The sequence below is a fragment of the Amycolatopsis sp. GA6-003 genome, assembly GCF_046267895.1.
In the GTDB taxonomy this organism is placed as follows: Bacteria; Actinomycetota; Actinomycetes; order Mycobacteriales; family Pseudonocardiaceae; genus Amycolatopsis.
This window is the reverse complement of record NZ_CP176499.1, coordinates 3657256-3677220: the sequence shown is the minus strand read 5'-3', so window position 1 is coordinate 3677220 and position 19965 is coordinate 3657256. Positions and strand designations below refer to the sequence as shown.

Annotated in this window: 17 protein-coding genes; 13 read left to right on the top strand and 4 right to left on the bottom strand. The window is 69.2% G+C overall.

Going from position 1 to position 19965, the window contains the following annotated elements; translation table 11 throughout:
• The first annotated feature begins 20 nt into the window (after positions 1-20).
• On the top strand, positions 21-620 hold the full coding sequence (locus F9C12_RS16170) for a sulfite oxidase-like oxidoreductase (protein ID WP_409466425.1): 600 nt from the start codon (positions 21-23) through the stop codon (positions 618-620).
• On the top strand, positions 590-1333 hold the full coding sequence (locus F9C12_RS16165) for a ferredoxin reductase (RefSeq protein WP_409466424.1): 744 nt from the start codon (positions 590-592) through the stop codon (positions 1331-1333). Before F9C12_RS16170 ends, F9C12_RS16165 begins: the two co-directional genes overlap by 31 nt.
• A gap of 13 nt (positions 1334-1346) precedes the next feature.
• Here the strand turns inward: F9C12_RS16165 and F9C12_RS16160 are convergent, their stop codons facing one another.
• Together F9C12_RS16160 and F9C12_RS16155 are read right to left on the bottom strand one after the other, a co-directional pair.
• The gene (locus F9C12_RS16160) at positions 1347-4031 is read right to left on the bottom strand and encodes a helix-turn-helix transcriptional regulator (RefSeq protein WP_409466423.1); all 2685 of its coding nucleotides are present in this window, start codon (positions 4029-4031) and stop codon (positions 1347-1349) included.
• Entirely contained in the window at positions 4028-5170 is a 1143-nt protein-coding gene (locus tag F9C12_RS16155) for a molecular chaperone DnaK (protein WP_409466422.1), read from the bottom strand. The genes F9C12_RS16160 and F9C12_RS16155 overlap by 4 nt, the downstream gene beginning before the upstream one ends.
• A gap of 304 nt (positions 5171-5474) precedes the next feature.
• On the opposite strand from F9C12_RS16155, the gene F9C12_RS16150 reads away from it, so the two are divergent.
• The 3 genes from F9C12_RS16150 (at position 5475) to F9C12_RS16140 (ending at position 10388) form a co-directional block, all read left to right on the top strand.
• A complete protein-coding gene (locus tag F9C12_RS16150; RefSeq protein ID WP_409466421.1) occupies positions 5475-6866 on the top strand; it encodes an IniB N-terminal domain-containing protein in 1392 nt (463 codons plus the stop codon).
• A 97-nt stretch (positions 6867-6963) separates the two neighbouring features.
• On the top strand, positions 6964-8736 hold the full coding sequence (locus F9C12_RS16145; RefSeq protein WP_409466420.1) for a dynamin family protein: 1773 nt from the start codon (positions 6964-6966) through the stop codon (positions 8734-8736).
• A 452-nt stretch (positions 8737-9188) separates the two neighbouring features.
• Positions 9189-10388 carry a GTPase gene (locus F9C12_RS16140; RefSeq protein WP_409466419.1) on the top strand — a complete coding sequence of 400 codons (1200 nt, stop codon included), beginning with the start codon at positions 9189-9191 and terminating at the stop codon, positions 10386-10388.
• A 654-nt stretch (positions 10389-11042) separates the two neighbouring features.
• Here F9C12_RS16140 and F9C12_RS16135 read toward each other — a convergent pair.
• Positions 11043-11429: a pyridoxamine 5'-phosphate oxidase family protein gene (locus tag F9C12_RS16135; RefSeq protein WP_409466418.1), complete on the bottom strand. Its 387-nt coding sequence runs from the start codon at positions 11427-11429 to the stop codon at positions 11043-11045.
• Positions 11430-11528: 99 nt separating this feature from the next.
• On the opposite strand from F9C12_RS16135, the gene F9C12_RS16130 reads away from it, so the two are divergent.
• From F9C12_RS16130 to F9C12_RS16115, 4 genes are read left to right on the top strand one after another with little or no spacing between them, the layout of a single operon-like run.
• The gene (locus F9C12_RS16130; RefSeq protein WP_409466417.1) at positions 11529-12476 is read left to right on the top strand and encodes an ABC transporter substrate-binding protein; all 948 of its coding nucleotides are present in this window, start codon (positions 11529-11531) and stop codon (positions 12474-12476) included.
• Positions 12463-13356: an amino acid ABC transporter permease gene (locus F9C12_RS16125; RefSeq protein ID WP_409466416.1), complete on the top strand. Its 894-nt coding sequence runs from the start codon at positions 12463-12465 to the stop codon at positions 13354-13356. The genes F9C12_RS16130 and F9C12_RS16125 overlap by 14 nt, the downstream gene beginning before the upstream one ends.
• On the top strand, positions 13349-14116 hold the full coding sequence (locus tag F9C12_RS16120) for an amino acid ABC transporter ATP-binding protein (RefSeq protein WP_409182782.1): 768 nt from the start codon (positions 13349-13351) through the stop codon (positions 14114-14116). The genes F9C12_RS16125 and F9C12_RS16120 overlap by 8 nt, the downstream gene beginning before the upstream one ends.
• Positions 14113-15840 (top strand): aminotransferase class V-fold PLP-dependent enzyme, encoded by a 1728-nt coding sequence (locus F9C12_RS16115; protein ID WP_409466415.1) that lies wholly within the window; start codon positions 14113-14115, stop codon positions 15838-15840. Before F9C12_RS16120 ends, F9C12_RS16115 begins: the two co-directional genes overlap by 4 nt.
• A 39-nt stretch (positions 15841-15879) precedes the next feature.
• Here F9C12_RS16115 and F9C12_RS16110 read toward each other — a convergent pair whose 3' ends face one another.
• Positions 15880-17046: a macrolide family glycosyltransferase gene (locus tag F9C12_RS16110; RefSeq protein WP_409466414.1), complete on the bottom strand. Its 1167-nt coding sequence runs from the start codon at positions 17044-17046 to the stop codon at positions 15880-15882.
• A gap of 285 nt (positions 17047-17331) precedes the next feature.
• Between F9C12_RS16110 and F9C12_RS16105 the strand changes: the two genes are divergently transcribed.
• The 4 genes from F9C12_RS16105 to F9C12_RS16090 are packed head-to-tail and all read left to right on the top strand — an operon-like array spanning position 17332 to position 19965.
• Positions 17332-18234: an ABC transporter ATP-binding protein gene (locus F9C12_RS16105; protein WP_409466413.1), complete on the top strand. Its 903-nt coding sequence runs from the start codon at positions 17332-17334 to the stop codon at positions 18232-18234.
• Positions 18231-18965, top strand: a complete 735-nt coding sequence (locus F9C12_RS16100) for an ABC transporter permease (protein ID WP_409182778.1) — start codon at positions 18231-18233, stop codon at positions 18963-18965. The genes F9C12_RS16105 and F9C12_RS16100 overlap by 4 nt, the downstream gene beginning before the upstream one ends.
• A 54-nt stretch (positions 18966-19019) precedes the next feature.
• The gene (locus F9C12_RS16095) at positions 19020-19667 is read left to right on the top strand and encodes a hypothetical protein (RefSeq protein WP_409182777.1); all 648 of its coding nucleotides are present in this window, start codon (positions 19020-19022) and stop codon (positions 19665-19667) included.
• Positions 19660-19965 (top strand): winged helix-turn-helix domain-containing protein, encoded by a 306-nt coding sequence (locus F9C12_RS16090; RefSeq protein ID WP_409466412.1) that lies wholly within the window; start codon positions 19660-19662, stop codon positions 19963-19965. The genes F9C12_RS16095 and F9C12_RS16090 overlap by 8 nt, the downstream gene beginning before the upstream one ends.

Here is a 19965-nt window from a genome sequence, read left to right as displayed (position 1 = left end):
AGATGTCCGGAGGGAGCGCGATGGGAGTCGTCACGCCAGGCTTCACCGGACGCGCCCGCGGTGCCGACCCGCGGCTGCCGCCAGGGCAGTATCTCGCCGAAGACTTCCCGGTTCTCTCTGCCGGGCCCACCCCACGGGTGAGCACAGAGCGGTGGGAGTTCGCGGTCGTGACCGAGCGCGGCGAACGTCGCTCGTGGTCGTGGCCGGAACTGATGGCTCTTCCGAGCGAGAAGATCACGGTCGACATCCACTGCGTCACTCAATGGTCCAAACTGGACACCCATTGGCGAGGCGTGCCAGTGGATGCGCTCGTCGGTGATCTCGATACGGATGCTGATTACGTCATGGCGCACTCCTACGGCGGCTACACCACAAACCTTCCGCTCGCGGACCTCCTCAACGGACAAGCCTGGATCGCCTACGAGTACGGCGGCAAGCCCCTCACACCGGAACACGGCGGCCCCGCCAGGCTGCTGGTGCCGCACCTCTACTTCTGGAAGTCCGCGAAGTGGGTGCGCGAGCTGAGGCTGTCCACAAAGGATGATCCGGGCTTCTGGGAAACGGCCGGCTACCACGATTACGGAGATCCATGGCGGGAACAGCGGTATCAGGGCGACTAGCGTGGCGCGTCGCCCGGCTTGCCGAGATTCGGCAGGAGACACCGACCGCGCGCACCCTGATCTTCGACCTCCCCGGATGGCCGGGCCATCTCGCAGGGCAGCATGTTGACGTCCGCCTCACCGCGGCTGACGGCTACACGGCGCAACGCAGCTACTCGCTCGCCGCACCGGCAAACGGAGACCGGATCGAACTGACCGTGCAACGGGTGGCCGACGGCGAAGTGTCCGAACACCTCACCGGCCGCTACGCGATCGGTGACCCGGTCGAGATCCGCGGCCCGATCGGCGGCTGGTTCGTCTGGCGTCCCACCGATTCCGCCCCGGTCCTGCTTGTCGCCGGCGGCGCAGGCATCGTGCCGTTGATGGCGATGATCCGGGCTCGTCGCCAAGCTGGCAGCAAAGCGCTGTTCCGGCTGGTCTATTCGCTGCGCACTCCGGCAGAGCTGTACTACGCCGAAGAACTGCGCCGACCATACGCAGGCTTGGACATCACTTACGTCTACACGCGGGAGCTGCCAGAAGGCCGATCCGGAATACCGCGGCGTCTCGACGTTGCCACGTTGAACACCGCCGCGTGGCCACCTGATTTCGGTGCCACAACGTACATTTGCGGACCGACTGGGTTCGTAGAGACTGCCGCAGACATCATGCTCGCGCTGGGGCATTCGCCGCAGTCGATCCGGACTGAGCGTTTCGGCCCCAGCCGGGACTGAGGCCGCCCGCGAGTCAGTTCATGGTCGGCTTGGCGAGCAGTTCGCGCAGAGTCGCGAGCAGTTCGCGACGGTCTGCGGCACCGAGTTTGCCGCGGATGCGCGCCATATGGTGTTCGACAGTCTTGCCCGAGATGAAGAGTTTGCTGCCAGCTTGTTTGTAAGTCAGGCCGTCGACCACCAGGCGGGCGACTTCCAGTTCACGTTCGCTGAGCGCGCTCAAGCCGGTCGCTGAGCCTGGCGTCGGGGCGGCGGACTCGAGACGCCCAGTCGTGCCTTGGAACTGCCGAGCCGCTTCGAGGAGTTGGACCATCGCCTTGCGGTCAGAGGTGCGGATCGCGGCTTGGCCGGCCAATCGGGCAGCGTCCCAGCACAAGTCCAGCTCGTGAAGCTCCGCGGCGGCTGCGGAGATTTCGCCGGGATCGAACGTGCCGCCGAGCACGGCAAGCCAGCACCCGGCAGCGCGGGCGAGTGCGGCTGGGTAGCGGCCGCAATCGGCGAAACGGTTCAGCGCTGCCAGTTGCCGTTCAGCAGTGGCGCGGTCTTCAGTGGTGATCGCGGCGTGCAATTCATGCCAGCACAACGAAACAGTCCACAATGGAGGGTTGCCGAGACGGTCCAGCATGGCGTGGGCACGCTCTAGCCGACGGGAGAGCTTGGCGTGCGCACCGGTCCGAGCGGCTGCGATTGCCAGTTCGCCCAACGGCAACAGCGTGAACAAGTCCACTTGCTGACGCATGGACGCTTGATAGGCCCGCTCCCACGACTGTTGCAGTCCAACCAGATCGCTCGCCCGCCGGGCGAGGCCGAGTTCCAGTGTCGCGAAGAACAGTTCGTCGCGCGCCTCGAGTTTGGTGCCAGCGACAGCGTCTCGGTGCTCAATCGCGGCGGCGAGGTGGCCGCCGGTCATCGCGACCCAGCCGAGTAGCAACCGGTGCCGGGTGGCAAGAAGGTCGCCGCCGACGCTGCTCGCTAACGCTCGTTCCAGCACTGATTCGGCGAGCGCAAGCTCACCTGCGTGCAGGCCCGCGAGTGCGGCGAGTGCGGCCGGGCTGTCCGGAAGCGGCGCGCCGCCGACCGCTGGCTCGAGCATCGCGGCGGCACCTACCAGCGTCGGCAATGCCTCTGTTCCGCAACCGAACACCGACTCCACGATCCCGTTCGCCGTTCGCGCTGCGGCACCGGTGAACAACGTCGGCGCGACTCCCGGCATCGGGACGTTGGCGATAGCTTGACCGTCGGTGGTCTGGCCTGTTCCGACGAGGGCGATCGTGGCGAACGCGTCCACCGCGCCGGGGCCTACCCAGCGATAACTTTCGCCAGTTGGCTGGGGTGGCTTGGGGAACGCGGGATTGCTGTTGGGCACGTAGCTGGGTGATGTCGCAGCAGCGGCGTCGGTGTGTGGCCCGGCGGTGTTTGTGTCGAGGGGGAGTGCGGAAGCTCGGGGATCTGCCGAGTTGCCTGGGGTCTGGTGGGTCGCGGCTTGGTGGCTCGTTGCTGAGGCAGGGAGGGGTTCGTTGCCGGATTGGGTCGAGGTGGAGCCATCGCCGCTGTTGGACGCGGGTGTGGCTGCGTGTTGACGGGACAAGCTGTCCGTGGCTGCGGCCCAGCGGTACAGCTCTGCGGTGCGCGCCAATTCGCCGCGGTGAGCCAGGACCGTTGCGGCGATCTCGGCACCGGCGGCTCGCGCTTCTGGGTCTTCGCCGGACAACATGCCGTCGCCTAGGCGGAGGGCGGTGTCGAGATCCCCAGACAGTGCAGCGGCGCGGGCCCAGCCGGTAGTGGTCGCGGCGTCACGGGCGCCCGCCTCGGCTGCGGCTTCGAAGAGGCGTGCGGCGTGCTTTGGATCGGTGGGGAGTGCTTCGCTTGCGGCGGTTGCGAATGCTGTAGCCGCGGAGGCTCCGGAGCTGCCGGCGTCGAGCAGTGACGTCGCGAGGTCGAGCACAGGCAGGCCGCGAGTTAGCTGTGCTTCCACGAGTTGTTGCAGGACTGCTAGGCGACGGGCTGGCGGTCCGTAGGCACGCACTGCTTCGGCGGCGGCGGGCAGGAGAACGTCTTCGGCGTCGAGGAGGCCGGTGGCACGGGCTCCGTCGACGACTTCGGGCAGTTCGTCTGGTGTGCGCTCAAGCAGCGAACACAACAGGTCGAGGTTGCGCGCGGCACCGGCCTCGGCGGCGATGAGGTAGCGGAGAACGTCGTCGTCGAGGGCAGCCAGCTCGGCGCGGAAGTCGGCGAGCCGGGCAGTGACGACTCGTTCTACGAGGCGGGGGACACCGCCGGTGCTGGCGTGCAGGGCGGAGGCGTCTGCGGTGCGGCCGGTGAGTTGTTTCGCGAGCTTGCCGACTTCGTCGACGGTCAACGGCGGCAGCAGCAGCGTTTCGCCAAGGGACCGCAGTGCTTGCGCGCGAGGGTTCGGGCGATGCGCCACCACGAGCGGTCCCTCTTTGGCGGCCGCGAGCATGGTCAGCCTGGTCAGGTCCTCGTCGTCGAGCTGGTCGGCGTCGTCGACGACGGTCGCCTCGACTCCCGCTTCGCGGTAGCTGCGGTCGAGGGCGCCCAACAGAGCAGTCTTGCCGTAGCCGCCGGGTGCGACGACCACGAGCCGGACTGGGGCTGCGGGGGTGTCGGCGAGTTGTTCAAAGAGGCGGCGGGCTGCGGGATGGACGGCGTCGTTGCCGGTTTTCGCCAGCAGAGCGTTCAACAGTGACCTTCACCGGAGGGAGCTGTGGCTGGGTGGGCGCACGAGCTCAGGACAGGGGGACGGGGAGAAACGGGTTCCTTGTCGGCGGTCGCTTCGTGGGACGTGAGGACCGCGATCAGGACCGAGGAGCTGATCGCCAGCACTGCCGCGGCGGCGGCGAGCGGTCGCCATCGACGCAACAGTTTGGCAGCGCCCTCGGGCTCCGGCAGCGTGAATGGAGTGATCTCCACCGGCGGCCGCTCGGGTCTCTCGGGAAGTTCGGGTTCGCGGTCGACTCGCGGCAGCAGCGTGGTTTCGGGAGCGGGGGCTTCCCGTCGCGCGAGCGGCCTCGTCCGTTGGCTGGCGAGGATTCCGGCACCGATGGCGGCGGTGTCCGCGGGCTGCGGGCCGGTGAAGAACGGGCAGGGCAGTCGCCCTGGGCGGGTGCCCGGGCCGGGTTCGCCGCAGAACACGATGCCCGCCAGCGACTCCGGGGCGACGTTGGCCGCCTGCGCGAGGCCGAACGCGGTCTTGACCACAGAATTCGGCGCGACGCCTTCGGTGCTGTTCCGGGCGATCCAGCCGCTGGCTCCCGAGGCGGTCGCCAAGGTGACGGTGACGCCGTCCGGGCCGAACTCGCACACCGCGGCTGTCCGGTCGCCCGCTCCGGGCTCCGGAAGGTGGGCGTAAAGGGCGGCGATCGCGCTGGGAACGAGGGTGACCGCGTTGAAACCGGACTCCGCCAGCGACTGGCGCAGGAGTTCGCGTCGGTAACCACCCCAGTCACCGGGGTGGGTGATGACGAGTTGGCGGGGCGGTCCGCCGGCCTGGCTGGCCGCGACGTCGGCGATGCCTTCGATGAAGACTGTCGTCAGGGATTCCGGCGTGAACGGTTCGCTGCCGATGAAGACCGGCACGTCGTCGCCGATGCGGCGGTGGAACCCAGTGATCAGCCGGGACGGGACGGCGGCACCGGCTTGGGTGGCCGCGTCGCCGGTGAGCAGGTAGCCCTCGTCGTCGAGGAAGAGCGCGGTCGCGGTGGCCGGCGAGGTCTCGCCCAGCCACAACGGCTCGGGATCGTCCCACCGGTCACCTTGCCGGCGACGGAGCGCGGCGTGGGTCCGGGCAGCGCCGAGGTCGATGCCGAGCACGTAGGGCACCGCCGCTTCCTCCCTTCGTCGCAGTCAGGGTTCGGCCAAGGGGCGTAACTCACTGAACGGATACGCATCCTCACCCGTTCGGGTCAGACGGGCAAGAGTGGGGTGGGATTTAACCCAACCGGGTTCCGCGTGTCCGATCCCCTAACTCCCTAACGATCTCATATCGACCCCCTAACGGCTGAGCGAGGCGCGACTGGGTGTAAACCCCGATGTGAGCGGGGGTGCCCCGTCCCTAGCTTGAGCGCCACGCCCGGCCGGGGAGGGCCGGGCATTCCCCGTAATCACGACAAGTGGAGATCCCCCCATGGATTCGGTGCAGACTCTGCACGACTTCACGCTTACCTTGCTCCAAGACCCGTCCGCGCTCGCCGCTTTCGGCCAGGACCCGCAGGCCGCGCTGGCCGCCGCTGGGCTGGGCGACATCAGCGCCGCCGACGTGAACGAGGTCGCGCCGCTGGTGCTCGACTACGTCCCGGTGGACCATCTGGCCTCGCTCGGCCACCTGCCCCAGGCGGGCGACCTGACCACCGCGCTCGGCGACGGTCCGCAGGGTGCGATCGAGCAGCTGCAGGCGCTCACCGCTTCGCTCGGCGTCGCGGCTGGCGGCGCGTCTACCTCCGCGGGCACGCCTGGGCTCCCGGGTCTCGGTGAGCTGCCGGCGGTGCCTGGCGTGGGCGAGCTGCCGGGTGTTGGTGAGCTGCCCGCGGTGCCGGGCGTCGGCGAGCTGCCTGGTCTCGGCGAGTTGCCGGGCGCGGGTGCGCTGCCTGCCGTCGGCGACCTGCCCGTCGTCAGCGACGTGGCTGGTGCTTCGGCGCTGCCCGCGGCCGGTGAGCTGCCGGGCCTCGGTGAGCTTCCGGCGGTGCCGGGCGTGGGCGAGCTGTCGGGCCTTGGCGAGCTGCCGGCGGTGCCTGGTGTGGGCGAGCTGCCCGGTCTCGGTGAGCTGCCGCGCGCCGATGCTCTTCCGGGTGTCGGTGCGCTGCCGGGCGTCGGTGACGTTGCCAGCGCGGTTCCGGCCGTTCCGGGGCTGCCGACCGCTGGCGAGCTGCCGTCGGTTCCGGCGGTGCCGGGTGCTCCCGCCGTTCCGGGGCTGCCCGCGGCGCCGGGGCTCGGCGACGTGCAGAACGCTGCCGCGTCGGTCACCGCGCTGGTGCAGAACCCGACCAGTGCACTCGCCTTGGGCAATGACCTGGCCAGCGGCCTCGACTCCAGCGCCGTCGCGCAGGCGAGCGGCCAGGTGGCCACCGCGGCTGACGGTGCCGTCTCGCAGGTGCAGCACGTCGGCGGTGAGCTCGCCGCGGCTTCGCCGGTCAGCGTCGGCGACTTGCCGGTCGCGAACTCCGCCGGGCAGGTCGCCGACCACGCGACCGAGGCTGGCGGCGGGATTGCCGGGCACGTCAGCGACGCGGTCGGGACCGTCACCGAGAACGTCGGCAGCCTGAGCAACACGCTCAGCGCCGACGGCCTGAACCACGCTGTGAACGGCGTGACCCAGCAGGCGCACTCGCTCGTCTCGCACGGCGAGGCCGAGCGTTCCGACGCCGCGACCGAGGCGCACACCGGGACCGACGCTGGTGTCGGCATGGTGCACGACACCGTCTCGACGGTCTCCGACCTCGGGCACCAGGGCCTCGGCCTTGACCTGCACGCCGGCGCGGAGACCTCGCACGGCGGCGGTGAGCTGCACATTTCCCTCTGAGCAAGGGTAATTCGGGAGTGGCTCCGCGGTCTGGGTGCGACCGCGGAGCCACCACCCGGTTCGGATACTCCCCGTACACGGGGGACACTGGTTCGCCGTGACGGCTCCAGCTTGGCTCGAAGTGCTCGCCGAGACCTCGGATGCCTGCCGGACGCACGGCCGCGAAGACCTGGCGCAGCGCCTTCGCCGACGTCAGGACCGGCCGCCGGGGGGCACGCGGGTCGCGGTGCTCGGCTTCCCGAAACAAGGCAAGGGCTACCTGGTCAACGCGGTGCTCAACGCGCCGGTCTGCCCGGTCGGCGACGCGGCGACTCCCGCGGTGCCGATCGAAATCGCGTACGCGGCCGAACCCAGCGCGACGCTTGTCGGACGCGCCGACGAACGCATCCCAGTCGAGATCGAGAAGCTGACCGGCGAGGTCGGCGCTCGGCCGGCTGGGTCGCTGCGGCGGGTCGAAGTCGGGGTGCCGCGCGATTTGCTGTCCGCGGGTTTGGTGCTCATCGACACTCCGGCGATCGGCGACCCGAGGTCGCCTCGCACCGCTGCCGCTCTTGACGTTCTCGCGGACGCCGACGCGGTCATCCTTGTTTCCGACGCCGCCGCTCCGCTGGATCAAGCCGAACTGGCGTTGGCGCATCACATCCGGACCTGGTGCCCGCACGTGGTCGTCGCGCTGACCAAGATCGATGTCAGTGCCGGATGGCGCACGGTCGCGGAACAGAACCGGACCGCGCTGTCCGCGGCCGGGATTGATTCGCCGGTGCTGCCGGTGTCGGCGACGGTGCGTTTCGCCGCGGCCAAGGGCGGCGATCAAGACCTCAACGCACGGTCCGGGTTCCCGGAGTTGCTTTCCTGGATCGCGACGCAGGTTTCGCGGCCCGCCGAAAGCACGGCCGCGTTGCTTGCCGCAGTGAGTGTGCGTGCGGCAGCGGCGGAGTTGGTCGAGACGTTGCGGGCACGTGCCGAGGCGGCGGGGCAGGAAGCGGGCGTCGACCAGACGACGTTGCTGCAGCGTTCGCAACGTCGCGCTGACGAGCTGCGCCGGCGCAATAGTCGCTGGCAGAATCTGCTGGCGGACGAGATCGCTGACTTGCAGTCCGACGCGGAGTACGACCTGCGCGAACGCACCCGGAAGATCGTGGAGACGATCGACGAGACCTTCGACCGCGGAGACCCGGTGAAGGTGTGGGACGAGTTCGGTCCGTGGCTGGACAGCACTCTCGCGGAAGCGGTCGAGACGACCTACACCTTCGCGGCTGAGCGCGCGGAATGGATCGCGCAGGCGGTGGCGGTGACCTTCGGCGCGCAGTACGACCTGCCGGAACTGCCCTTGAGCGACTCCGGCGCGGACCGGATCGCCGAGGTGCGGCAGCCGCGGATCGAACGGTTCAAGATCGGGCAGAAGGCGTTCACCGGTTTGCGCGGTTCGTACGGCGGCGTGCTGATGTTCGGTCTGGTGACCGGGTTGGCGGGGTTGCCGCTGATCAACCCGGTGTCGATCGGCGCCGGTGTCGCGTTCGCGGCGAAGACGATCAGCGACGAGGGCGGCATGCGGCTGCAACGTCGGCAGGCGGTGGCCAAGATGACCGCGCAACGGCATGTCGACGACGTGTTCCTGCGGTTCAGCAAGGAGTGCCGCGACGCGATCCGCCAGGTGCACCGACGGTTGCGGGACCACTTCACCGAGCTGGCGGACGGTCTTGCCGACGAGCTGACGCGGGAACGCGAGATGATCATCGCCGGGTCGGCCGAGCGGGAGCGGCGAAGTGCGGCGCTGCGGCGCGAGATCGACCGGCTCGCGGGGTTGCACAAGCGGGCTGGGGAGCTGGGGATGCTGGCTAATCGGGTGCCTAAGGAGCTGCCCGCGTGACCTCAGCGGGCCCGGCGGATTCTGGTGCTGGTAGTTCTGCTGGCTGGAGTTCGTGATTTTGTCGGACCAGGCATCGAGGAGTTGCTTGTGCGACCTGGGCTCGGTGTGATTCGGCGGGGTTGGCGGCTCTCTGTGTGCTGACGGGTGCTGGCTGGTCGTTCTCGCGCGTCGAGCTGATGGTGCGCTGTCGATGCGGCTTCGGGCTGGGCGGCGCTTTCTGCGGACGGTCGCGTTGGTTCGCTGAGCCGGGGCTTTGGCGGGGTCCAGTGCTGACTGGACGAGGCGAGGCTTCTGCGCGTTGGAGGGGGCGTTCTCGGGCGATCCGGCGTTTCGGGGAGAGGTCGGCTGAAGTGGCGATGGTCGGCTTCGGGATTCGGTGAGCGGCGCGTTGCCGGGTAGTCGAGGATGTTCGGGGCTGTGCCGGGTGAGTCGAGTGAGGAGTGGTGTCGCGCGTGGTTGAGGACGTTCGGGCTCTTCTGGCGGATGCTTGTGGGTACTACCGCGACAGTCCGAGGGCTTCGGCGGTGCTGCGGGAAGCGCTGGACCATCTCGACGAGCCGCTTCGCGTAGGCATTGGCGGTGCTGCGGGGACGGGGAAGTCCACGTTGGCTGCCGCGCTGGGGGATTGGCCGACGCGGGCGTTGCGCGATCTGGAGTTTCTCGATGCGCCGCATCCGTCGACGCTCACCGATGCATCCATACAGTTGCTGCGTCACCTTGAGCCCGAGCAGTTGGCGACGCTGCGCCCGGCAGCGCCTTCAGCGTTCGCGCGCCAGACAGCCGTCGACACGATCCTGGTGCTCGCGCGCGCGGACGAGACCGGCGCGGGGCGGATTGACGCACTGCTTACCGCGAAGCAGATTGCGCGGCGTGCGTGGCGCGAAGATCCACTGTGTAGTGGATTCCAAGGCGTGATCGCGGTGGCGGCGCTGCTTGCGTACGGGGCGCGCGCGTTCACTGATGACGAGTTCGAGCTTCTCGCGGCCTTCGCGGCTGTGCCTCGTGAGGAGTTGGAGCGGTATCTGCTGTCGGTGGATTCGTTTACGGATCCGGCGTTTCCGGGACCGGTGTCGGTCGAGACGCGACGGTCGTTAGTGGTGCGCTTCGGACTGTTCGGGGTGAAGCTTGCGCTGACGCTGATTCGTACGGGGTGTGACGACCGGGTGAAGCTGTCGGCGGAGTTGGTGCGGCGTAGTGGGCTTGGCGAGCTTCGCGACACTATTGCGGGTTGCTTCGCCGCGCGTGCGGACGCGTTGCGTGCGCGGACGGCGTTGCTTCGGTTGGAGACTGTGCTGAACGCGGAGCCTCGGCCGCACAGTGATCGGCTTGCGGCGCGGGTTGAGCGGTTTTCGGCGAGTGCGCACGACTTTCGCGAGTTGCGGCTGATCGCGGACATTCGGGGCGGGCGTACGGCGCTGGCGGGGGAATCGGCAGAGGAAGCCGTTCGGTTGCTGGGCGCGGAGGGGACAACGTCGGAGGAACGGCTGGGGCTTGCGGAGGGTACGGACCCGCGCGAGATGTATGAAGCCGGGCTTGACGCGGTGATGCGGTGGCGGCACGAGGCGGAGCGGCCGGATCGGGCGTTGGCGGAGCGGGCCGCGGCGCAGGTTGTGGTGCGCAGTGCGGAAGGGTTGCTGGCGCAGTTCGTGTGACCGGGGCAGTCGTCCGGGGCGATCGTCCGGGTTCGTGGTTGCGGCCGGGAGGACTGGGACTTGGTGCCGGGACGGGCGGTTGGCGAGAGCGGCTGACTGGGGCGGTTGTGGGGACGGTCGACTGGGGTGGTTGACCCGGGCGATTGGTCGGGATGGGTGACCCGGGCGATTGCCCTAGGCGGCCGACCTGGACGGGTGTCCAGGGCGATGGGGCGGGACGGTTGCCCTGGACGGTTGCCCTGGAGGGCCAATCTGGATGGGTGGTTCTGGGTGATCGTCCGGGACGCTCGACCCGGACGGTTGCCCCGGACAGTTGCCCTGGGCGATCGCCCTAGGCGGGCGACCAGGGCGATTGGCCGGGTGATTCGTTGCGGCGGTTGGCGGGCAATGGGTTGAAGCTGGTGCATAGGGCGGTCGGCTGGAGCAGTCGAACCGAGTCGACTGATTGGGGCGTCTGGTCGGGACTGGATCAGGGCGATCGGCCGGGGCAGACGACCGAGCCGGTCGGTGTGGACGGCTGACTGGAGCGGTTGAGGAGGGCGATCGACCGGGACGTCTGCCCTGGGCGAGCGACCAGGACAGCTGACCAGGACAGCCGACCCGGGCGATCGCCCAGGCCATTCGCCCAGGGCGATCGTCCGGAAGACCGGTAGCTCAGGCGTTGCCCAGCACCCGTCCGATGGTGAGTTCCAAGACAACGCGCTGCGGGTTCTCCCGCGGTTTCCGGTACCGCTGGGCGTAGCGCTCTTCGGCGTCGCGGACGGACGCGGCGTCGTCGAGGAGGCGGATTCGGCCTTCCAGCGTGGACCAGGTCCGGCCTTCGAACTGGCACACCGCGGCGGCCAATCCGGCGTCGCCGGCGGTGCGGATCAGCCGGGCCTTGTACGAGGTCCCGGAGGCGATCACGCGGGCGATGCCCTGGTCGAAATCGACCGTCACGCCGACGGCTACTACGTGCGGGGTTCCGTTGGGGCGCACCGTCGTGAGCGAGGCGAGCCGCCGTTCGGTCCAGAACTGGCGGAAGCTCTCGTCGAGTGTCATGTCCGCACGCTAGACGAGACAGAATTTCAACTGCTTGTTGACCTCTTTAACAACCAGTTGTAGCGTCCCGCGGAACCAACGACGTCCTGGAGGATCCGCATGTCGTCGCTTCGTTCCCGTGCCTGGCAGGCCGCGCTGCTGGGCGGCTTGCTCGTGTTCGCTGCCGCTTGTGGAGGAGGTCCTGACGGGGCCGGCGGCGGGCAGCAGCAGAAGCCGAGCGCTATTCCGGACAACACCGCGTTGCTCGGGGCGATCAAGGCCGATCCGCAGCTCGCCGGAGAGTTGCCGCCGGCTGTGGGGCAGGCCAAGACCTTGCGGCTGGCCTCCAACATCCAGTCGGCTCCGAACAACTTCTACGCCGCGGACGGCAAGACGCCGATCGGCTACGAGGTCGATCTCGCCAAGGCGGTCGGGGCGAAACTCGGGGTGACCGTCCAGTACCAGGACTTGGCGTTCGGGTCGCTGATCACGAGCCTGCAGTCCGGCCGCGTCGATCTGACCATGGCCGCGATGAACGACACCAAGGAACGCCAGAAGCAGATCGACTTCGTCGACTACTTCTCGTCCGGCATCACGATCATGATCCGCAAGGGCAACCCGGACGGCATCACCGGGCCGGACACGTTGTGCGGCAAGAACGTGGCGGTCGTGCAGGGCACCAGCCACCAGAAGTTCGCCGCCGCGCAGAGCGCGAAATGCACCCAGGCGGGCAAGCCGGCGGTCACGGTCACCGCGACCGACAGCGACAACCAGAACCAGAACCAGCTGCGCACCGGCCGGGTCGCGGCGATCCTCAACGACCTGCCGAGCGCGGTGTACATCTCGCGCACGGCGGGCGACGGCAAGTTCTTCGAGGTCGTGCCTGGCCAGCCGATCGAGGGCGGGCCGTACGGGATGGGCTTCGCGAAGAGCAACTCGAAGCTGCGCGACGCCGTCAAGCAGGCGTTGCAGTCGCTCGTCGCCGACGGGACCTACGGCAAGATCCTGCAGTCGTGGGGCGTCGAGCAGGGCGCGATCAAGGAGGCGGCCGTCAATGGCGGAAGCTGAACCGCTGCCGATCGTCCGGCTGCGGCATTGGGGACGCTGGGTCAGCGCGGCAGTGATCGTCGCGCTGCTGGTGCTGTTGGGTTTCGCGCTCGCGCAGGCGCAGATCGAATGGGGCTCGGTACCCGACTTCGTCTTCTATCGCGTGATGGCGCTCGGCCTGCTCAACACCGTCGTGCTGGCGGTGCTCGCGCAGGCGATCGCGATCGCGCTCGGCATCCTGATCGCGTTGCTGCGGCTCAGCGCCAACCCGGTCGCGAAGTGGTTCGCGACGGTCTACATCTGGCTGTTCCGCGGGCTTCCGGTGCTGCTGCAGATCCTGATTTGGTACAACCTGGCCCTGATCTTCCCGACCTTCTCGATCCCGCTGCCGTTCGGCGGCTACCTCGTCCACGAGCCGACGAACGTGCTGATCAGCGCGTTCACCGCGGCCCTGCTCGGGCTGGCGTTGAACGAGAGCGCGTACATGGCGGAGATCGTCCGCGCCGGGCTGACCAGCGTCGACTCCGGACAGACCGAGGCGGCGAAGTCCATCGGCATGACGCCTGGCGCGACGCTGCGCCGGGTCGTGCTGCCGCAGGCGATGCGCGTGATCATCCCGCCGACCGGCAACGACTTCATCAACATGCTCAAGGGCACGTCGATGGCGTCGGTGATCGGGGTGACCGAGCTGATCCACGCGGCCAACAACATCTCGTCCAACAACCTGCTGGTGATGGAGACGCTGATCGCGGCGGCGATCTGGTACCTGGTCGTCGTGACCGTCGCCGGAGTCGGCCAGCACTACCTCGAACGATCGTTCGGGGCGGCTGACCGGAGCCCGGCGGCGCGGGTGGGGAAGGCCCTTAAGGGGATGCCGCTGGTGAGGGGTGCCCGTGTCTGAGCCGCTGCTGAAAGCTGTCGGGGTACGGAAGAACTACGGGCACACCGAGGTGCTCAAGGGAATCGATCTGGAGGTCCGCAAAGGACAGGTGGTGTGCCTGCTCGGGCCGTCCGGGGCGGGCAAGAGCACGTTTCTGCGCTGCCTCAACCATCTCGAAACGATCGACGGCGGCCAGGTCTGGGTCGACGGCGAGCCGATCGGGTTCAAACTGCGCGGCGGCAAGCTGTACGAGCTGCGGGAGAAGGACGTCGCGCGGCAGCGCCGGGACATCGGCATGGTTTTCCAGCGGTTCAACCTGTTCGGGCACCGGACGGCGCTGGAGAACGTGGTCGAGGGGCCGGTGCGGGTGCTCGGCGCCGATCCGGCGCGGGCCCGGAAAGAGGCGCTGGACCTGCTCGACCGGGTCGGGCTCGCGGACCGGGCGGGCGCTTACCCAGGGCAACTGTCCGGCGGGCAGCAGCAGCGCGTGGCGATCGCCCGGTCGCTGGCGATGAAGCCGAAGCTCATGCTGTTCGACGAGCCGACGTCCGCGCTGGACCCGGAACTGGTCGGGGAGGTGCTCGCGGTGATGGGTACGTTGGCTCGGGAGGGGATGACGATGGTGGTCGTGACGCACGAGATGGCCTTCGCCGCGGAGGCCGCCGACGAGGTGGTGTTCCTCGCCGACGGCGCGGTGGTCGAAACCGGGCCGCCGGAGCGGGTGCTGAAGACCCCGGAACACGAGCGGACGCGGCAGTTCCTCGCGCGGGTCCTCTCGTGACCCGGATCCCGCCGCGGTACCTGCTCCAGTTCGACGAGCCCGCGGGATACCTCGATTTCGCGCGGTTCGGGCCGCCGTCGCACGCCGTGCTCGACACGACCGCGCGGCTGCTGGAGGCGACGACCAAGGCCGGTCCGTCCACTGTGGACGAGCTGATGCGGCAGGAAATCCGGGCGAAGGCGGCGGCCGCGCGGCTCTGCGGCAGCGACACCGACCACACCGTGCTGCTCCCGCACACCAGTCTCGGCCTGTTCCAGGCGGCGTTCAACAGCCACGGCGAAGTGCTCGTGTCGGCCGCGGAGTTCCCGGCCAACACATACCCGTGGGCGCGCGCCGAGCAGGCCGGGCGGGTGCGGATGCGGCGGCTGGAGGGCGGTTACGTCACCCCTGACCGTCTCGCGGACGCACTCACGCCGGAAACCACGGTCGTCTCGGTGAGCGCGGTTGATTTCCGCACCGGTTATCGAGCCGATCTCGCCGCGTTGCGCGAGGTGGTGGGTGACCGGCTGCTGGTGGTCGACGGGATCCAGGGCTTCGGGGTGGTCGACGCGCCGTGGGAGGTCGCCGACGTGCTCGTGGTCGGCGGGCAGAAATGGCTGCGGGCGGGCTGGGGCACCGGATTCGCGGTGCTGTCCGACCGGGCGCTGACGCGGATGGACCCGATCCTGTCCGGCTGGACCGGCGCGCGCGACCCGGGCCTGTTCGACAACGAGATCCACCCGGCCGATCCGACCGCGGCGAGCTGGTCGATCTCGAACCTCAGCCCGGTCACGTCCGGCGCGTTCGCGGCGGCGCTCGAACTGGTCGAGGAAACCGGCGTCGCGGCGATCGCGGACCGGATCGACGAACGCGTCGGCGAGCTGGAGGACGTGCTGCGTTCGTTCGGCGCGGAGATCGTGTCGGCGACCGAGCGGCGGGCTGGAATCCTCGCGTTCTCCTTGCCGGGCAAGGCAGCCGAGCAGGTCGGCGCCGCGCTGACGGCCGCGGGGATCGCGGCGACAGTGCGTCCGGAGCACATCCGGCTGTCGCCGCACGCGTCGACCCCGGCGGCGGCTGCCGACCTCGTGCGGGATGCGCTGGAGAAGCTGCTGCGGCCTCGCCGGGTCGTGCCGGTCGCGTCGGCTTCGGGCACCGCGACGCACGAGCTGCTCACCGCGTTGATCCCGGCGGTGGACGGGCTGGCGGCGATGCTCGGACCGGGCAACGAGGTGCTGCTGCACGACCTGTCGCGGCTGCCGGACTCGATCGTCGCGATCGCGGGGGACCTCACCGGCCGCTCGGTCGGCGGGCCGATGACGGATCTGCTGCTCGGGCTCGTCCGGCGCGGTACGACGCAGGACCTGACCAACTACCGCACGCACAGTCCCGACGGCCGCGAAATCCGTTCGTCCACGCTGTTTCTGCGCGACGCCGAGGGTACGGCGATCGGGTGTTTGTGCGTGAACAGCGAACTTCCGGCCGCGGCGCAGACGTCTGAGGAACGGCGGGAGGAGACGTTCCTGCCCGACGTCGACAGCCTGCAGCGGTTCCTCGTCGGACGTGCGATCGGGAAGTCCGGGATTCCGGTGGAGCTGATGAAGAAGCGGCACAAATCGGCGGTGGTCCGTGAGCTGGACGAGGCCGGGTACTTCCTGATCAAGGACGCGGTGGACCATCTGGCCGGGCAGCTTGAGGTCACGCGGTACACGATTTACAACTACCTCAACGAGATCCGGGCCGGATAGCCGTGCCGCCCGGGCTTGCTGCCAAGCCCGGGCGGGCACTCAGCGCAGGAACCGCTCCACCGCGTCCGCGGCCGCGGCGATCCCGCCGTGGGCCCGGATTTCCGCACGAAGCTCGGCCAATCGCGCGGCGACGTCCGGCGAACTGCTGACCTCCTCGACGGCTTCGCGGAGGGACTTGGCGGTCACCTGGTCCGCGGGCAGATGCTTGCCGACTCCCAACGCCTCCAGCCGCGCGGCGTTGCCGAACTGGTCGACAGCCTGGGGAATGGCGACTGTCGGGACGCCGTACCACAAGGATTCCGTGCAGCCGCCCATGCCGGCGTGCGTGATGAAGGCGGACGCGACGTCGAGGATCGCCAGCTGTGGCACCGTTTCGTGCACCTCGACCGACTCCGGCAGCGGGCCGAGGTCGTCCTTCGACACGTGCTTGCCGATCGACAGCACGACGTGCCAGTCCTCGAATTCGGTGCTGCAGTGGCGATAGATGTCCAGCTGGTCGTTGTACGCGGTGCCGAACGACACGAGCAGCACGGGTTTCCCGTCGGACGGCGGCGTCCAGTGCTCTGCCGCGCGCACCGGATCGAGGCACGGGCCGACGAACTGGACGCGGTCCCGCGGCACGCGGTCGGCGTTCGGTTGCATCGCGCGCGGGATCAGGGACAGGATCGGCCCTGGACGCGCGAGCCACGTCCAGGCGTCTTCGGCGACCCCGTTTTCCGCCAGCCACTCGGTGAACGTCCGGTGATAGTCCACTCCGGACGGCGAGGTGCGGATCGGTTCGAGGACTTCGGCGAGTTCTTCCTCGTAGCCGTCCCAGGCGACGTAGGTGGGCGACAGCTGCACCGCGGGCACGTCGTAACGGAGGCCGAGCAGCGGGGCGCCGAGGCCGCCGATGTCGTAGAGCAGCAGGTCCGGCCGGTCCTGGTCGAAGGTTTCGGTCAGCCGCGGGTGGATCGCGATCGCTTCGTCGAGGAAGACGCGCATCGCTTCGGCCGGGTCCTCCGGCCATTCCGCGTCCGGGCCGAGCGGGAAGATCGTGGGATGCGCGACGACGTCCGCGCCGGTCTCTTCGACCAGCTCGGCGAGCGGTTCTCCCACGACGTAGCTGACCCGGTGCCCGCGTCGCACTAGCTCGCGAATGATTCCCAGCGACGGATAAACGTGGCTCGGCGCGGAACAGCCGACCATGACGAGGTGCTTGCCCATGAGGCGCGAGTGTCCTTTCCGGACGAGATGCGGTCCGGCACGCAGAGCGGGGGCCGCCCGGTGGCGGGCGGCCCGGAAAGTCGTGCCGGGATCAGGACTGGCGGCAGCGGGCGAAGATCGTCATGGACCGGGACGGTAGTGCGGCCGGTCTCGGGGAGCAACCGGATTAACCGGGCGCAGCCAGTGCGTGCTTGCCGCGGGCAACGACTCGACATCGCACACCACTTTTCAGCGCAACCAACTTTGTGTTACAAAGTTCAGGACGGCGAAGCACTGGGGGACGAGATGACAGAAGCGTTCAGGCTGACCGGCCTGGTGAAGCAGTTCAAGCAGGTCCGCGCGGTCGACGGCATGTCCTTGACCGTGCGGCGGGGCGAGGTCGTCGCACTGCTGGGTCCGAACGGCGCGGGCAAATCGACCACGATCCACATGCTGCTGGGGCTCACCTCGCCGGACGAGGGGAGCGTCGAGGTGTTCGGCGGCGCGCCTCGGGCGGCGCTCGACTCCGGGCGGCTCGCGGCGATGGTGCAGAACGGGTTCCTGCTGCGGGACGTCACGCCTGCCGAGCTGGTCGAGCTGCATCGGTCGATGTTCCGGAATCCGCTCCCGGCCGAGGAGGTGTACGCCCGGGCCGGGATCGGGGAGTTCGCCAGGCGGCGGTGCGGGAAGCTGTCCGGCGGGCAGCTGCAGCGGGTCCGGTACGCGCTCGCTCTCGCCGGCGACCCGGAGCTGCTGATCCTCGACGAGCCGACGGCGGCGCTGGACGTCGACGCGCGGCGCGAGTTCTGGGCGTCGATGCACGAGTTCACCGCGACCGGGCGGACCGTCCTCTTCGCGACGCATTACCTCGCCGAGGCCGAGGACTACGCGGATCGCGTCGTGTTGATGCGGCACGGGAAGGTCGTCGCGGACGGGGCGGTCGACGAGGTGCGCGCGAACGTGTCCGGGCGAGTGATCAGGGCAGTCGTACAGGGCGCCCGTACGGAAGCGTTGGCTGCGCTCGACGGGGTCGCCAGGGCAGTCGTACAGGGCGATCGTACGGAATTGGACTGCACCGACTCCGACCTGGCGATCCGGGCGTTGCTCGCGGCGTTCCCGCGGGCCAGCTCGATCGAGATCACCTCCGCGGGGCTGGAGGAAGCGTTCCTCGCCCTCACCTCCGACGAACCGCAGGGAGCGCTCCGATGAACCTCGTCTACCTCCGCTTGGAGATTCTGCGGATCGTCCGCAGCCCGCAGTTCGCGTTGTTCACCATCGCGGTTCCGCTCGGCATGTTCCTTCTGTTCGGCGGGCTGTTCGGCGACCAGGTCGGGGCGGGCGGCATCAAGGCCAGCGTCACGACGATGATCAACATGGGCGCGTACGGCGCGATGAGCGGCGCGCTGTTCACCGGCACCCGCGTCGCGACCGAGCGGACCGACGGCTGGCAGCGGCAGCTTCGGCTCACCCCGATGCGCGGACCCGGCTATCTCGCGGTGAAGATCGCGTCCTCGATGGCGATGGCGTTGCCGGTGGTTCTGGTGATCTTCGTGGCCGGTGCGCTGCGCGGGGTGGAACTCACGGCGGCGCAGTGGCTGCTCAGCGGGGTCTCGCTGTGGCTGGGCGCGTTGCCGTTCGCGGTGCTCGGACTGCTGCTGGGGTTGTTCGGCAAGGGCGACACGGTCGGCGCGATGACCGGTGCGTTGATGCTTCCGCTCGGCGTGTTCGGCGGGCTGTGGATGCCGCTCTCGTTCTTGCCGGAATGGATGACCGCGCTCGCGCATTTCTTTCCTACGTACTGGCTCGGCCGCGTCGGCACGCTGCCGGTGGATCACGCGGGCGGGCTCGGTCTCGCGGTGGGCGTGCTGGCGGCGTGGCTGGTCGTGCCCGCGCTCGTGGTGGTGCGGCGGTTCCGGCTGGGCCCGGTGAAAGTCGCGTGACGTGTTAGCTTCCGTGCTGCATGCGGGGTCAGTACGGGGGAAGGGCGGTCCGGGGTGAACAACGACGCGGGGGACCCCGTCGAGGACGAGGGCGAGTCGCTGTCCGCGGCGGAGTCGCTCGAACTCATCGCCCTTCAGCACGAGCGGACGCGCCGGGAGCTGCGAGTCAGCCCGGCGCGTCTGTTCGGCGTCTGGGCGTTCACCTGGCTCGTCGGCTGGGGACTCGTTTATCTCTCCGACGAGCGGGCGGCGGCGCTGCTGCCCGGCTGGGTCGCGGGGATCGTCGTCGCGGTGCTGATGATGGGCGCGATCGCGTACTCCGCTTGGCACGGCAGCAAACCCAGCCGGGGGATCCGCGGCCCGTCCAGGCGGATCGGCGCGATGTACGGCTGGGCGTGGGCGATCTCGTTCGCCGCGATGTGCCTGATCGACATCCGGATCACCAAGCTCCTCCCGGAAGGCTCGGATCTCGTGCCGTTGCTGTGGTCGGGAACGTCGCTGCTGCTGACCGGCGCGCTCTACCTCGCGGGCGGGATGGTGTGGCAGGACCTGCGGCAGTACTTCCTCGGCGGCTGGATCATCGTGTGCAGTGGGGCGAGCGTCCTGGTCGGCGTGCCGGGCAACTTCCTCGTCCTCTCGCTCGCCGGCGGCGGCGGATTCGCGGTCGCGGCGCTGGTCTACGTGGTGCGGCCCCGTGGCTGACCTGCCGGAGCTGGACCCCGTCATCCACGCGCAGGCACGGCTGCGCGTCACGGTCGCGCTCGCCGGGCTGCGTCCCGCCGACCAGATCACCTTCCCCCGGCTGCAGCAGCTGCTGGAAATGACCGCGGGCAACCTCTCGACGCATCTGCGCAAACTCGAGGACGCTGAGTACGTCGAGATCACCAAGGCTTACGAGCACCGCACGCCGGTCACGCTGGTGCGGCTCACGAGCAAGGGCCGCGCCGCGTTCGAGACGTACACCAAGGCCTTGCAACGGCTCCTGGACGCTGGAACCTGA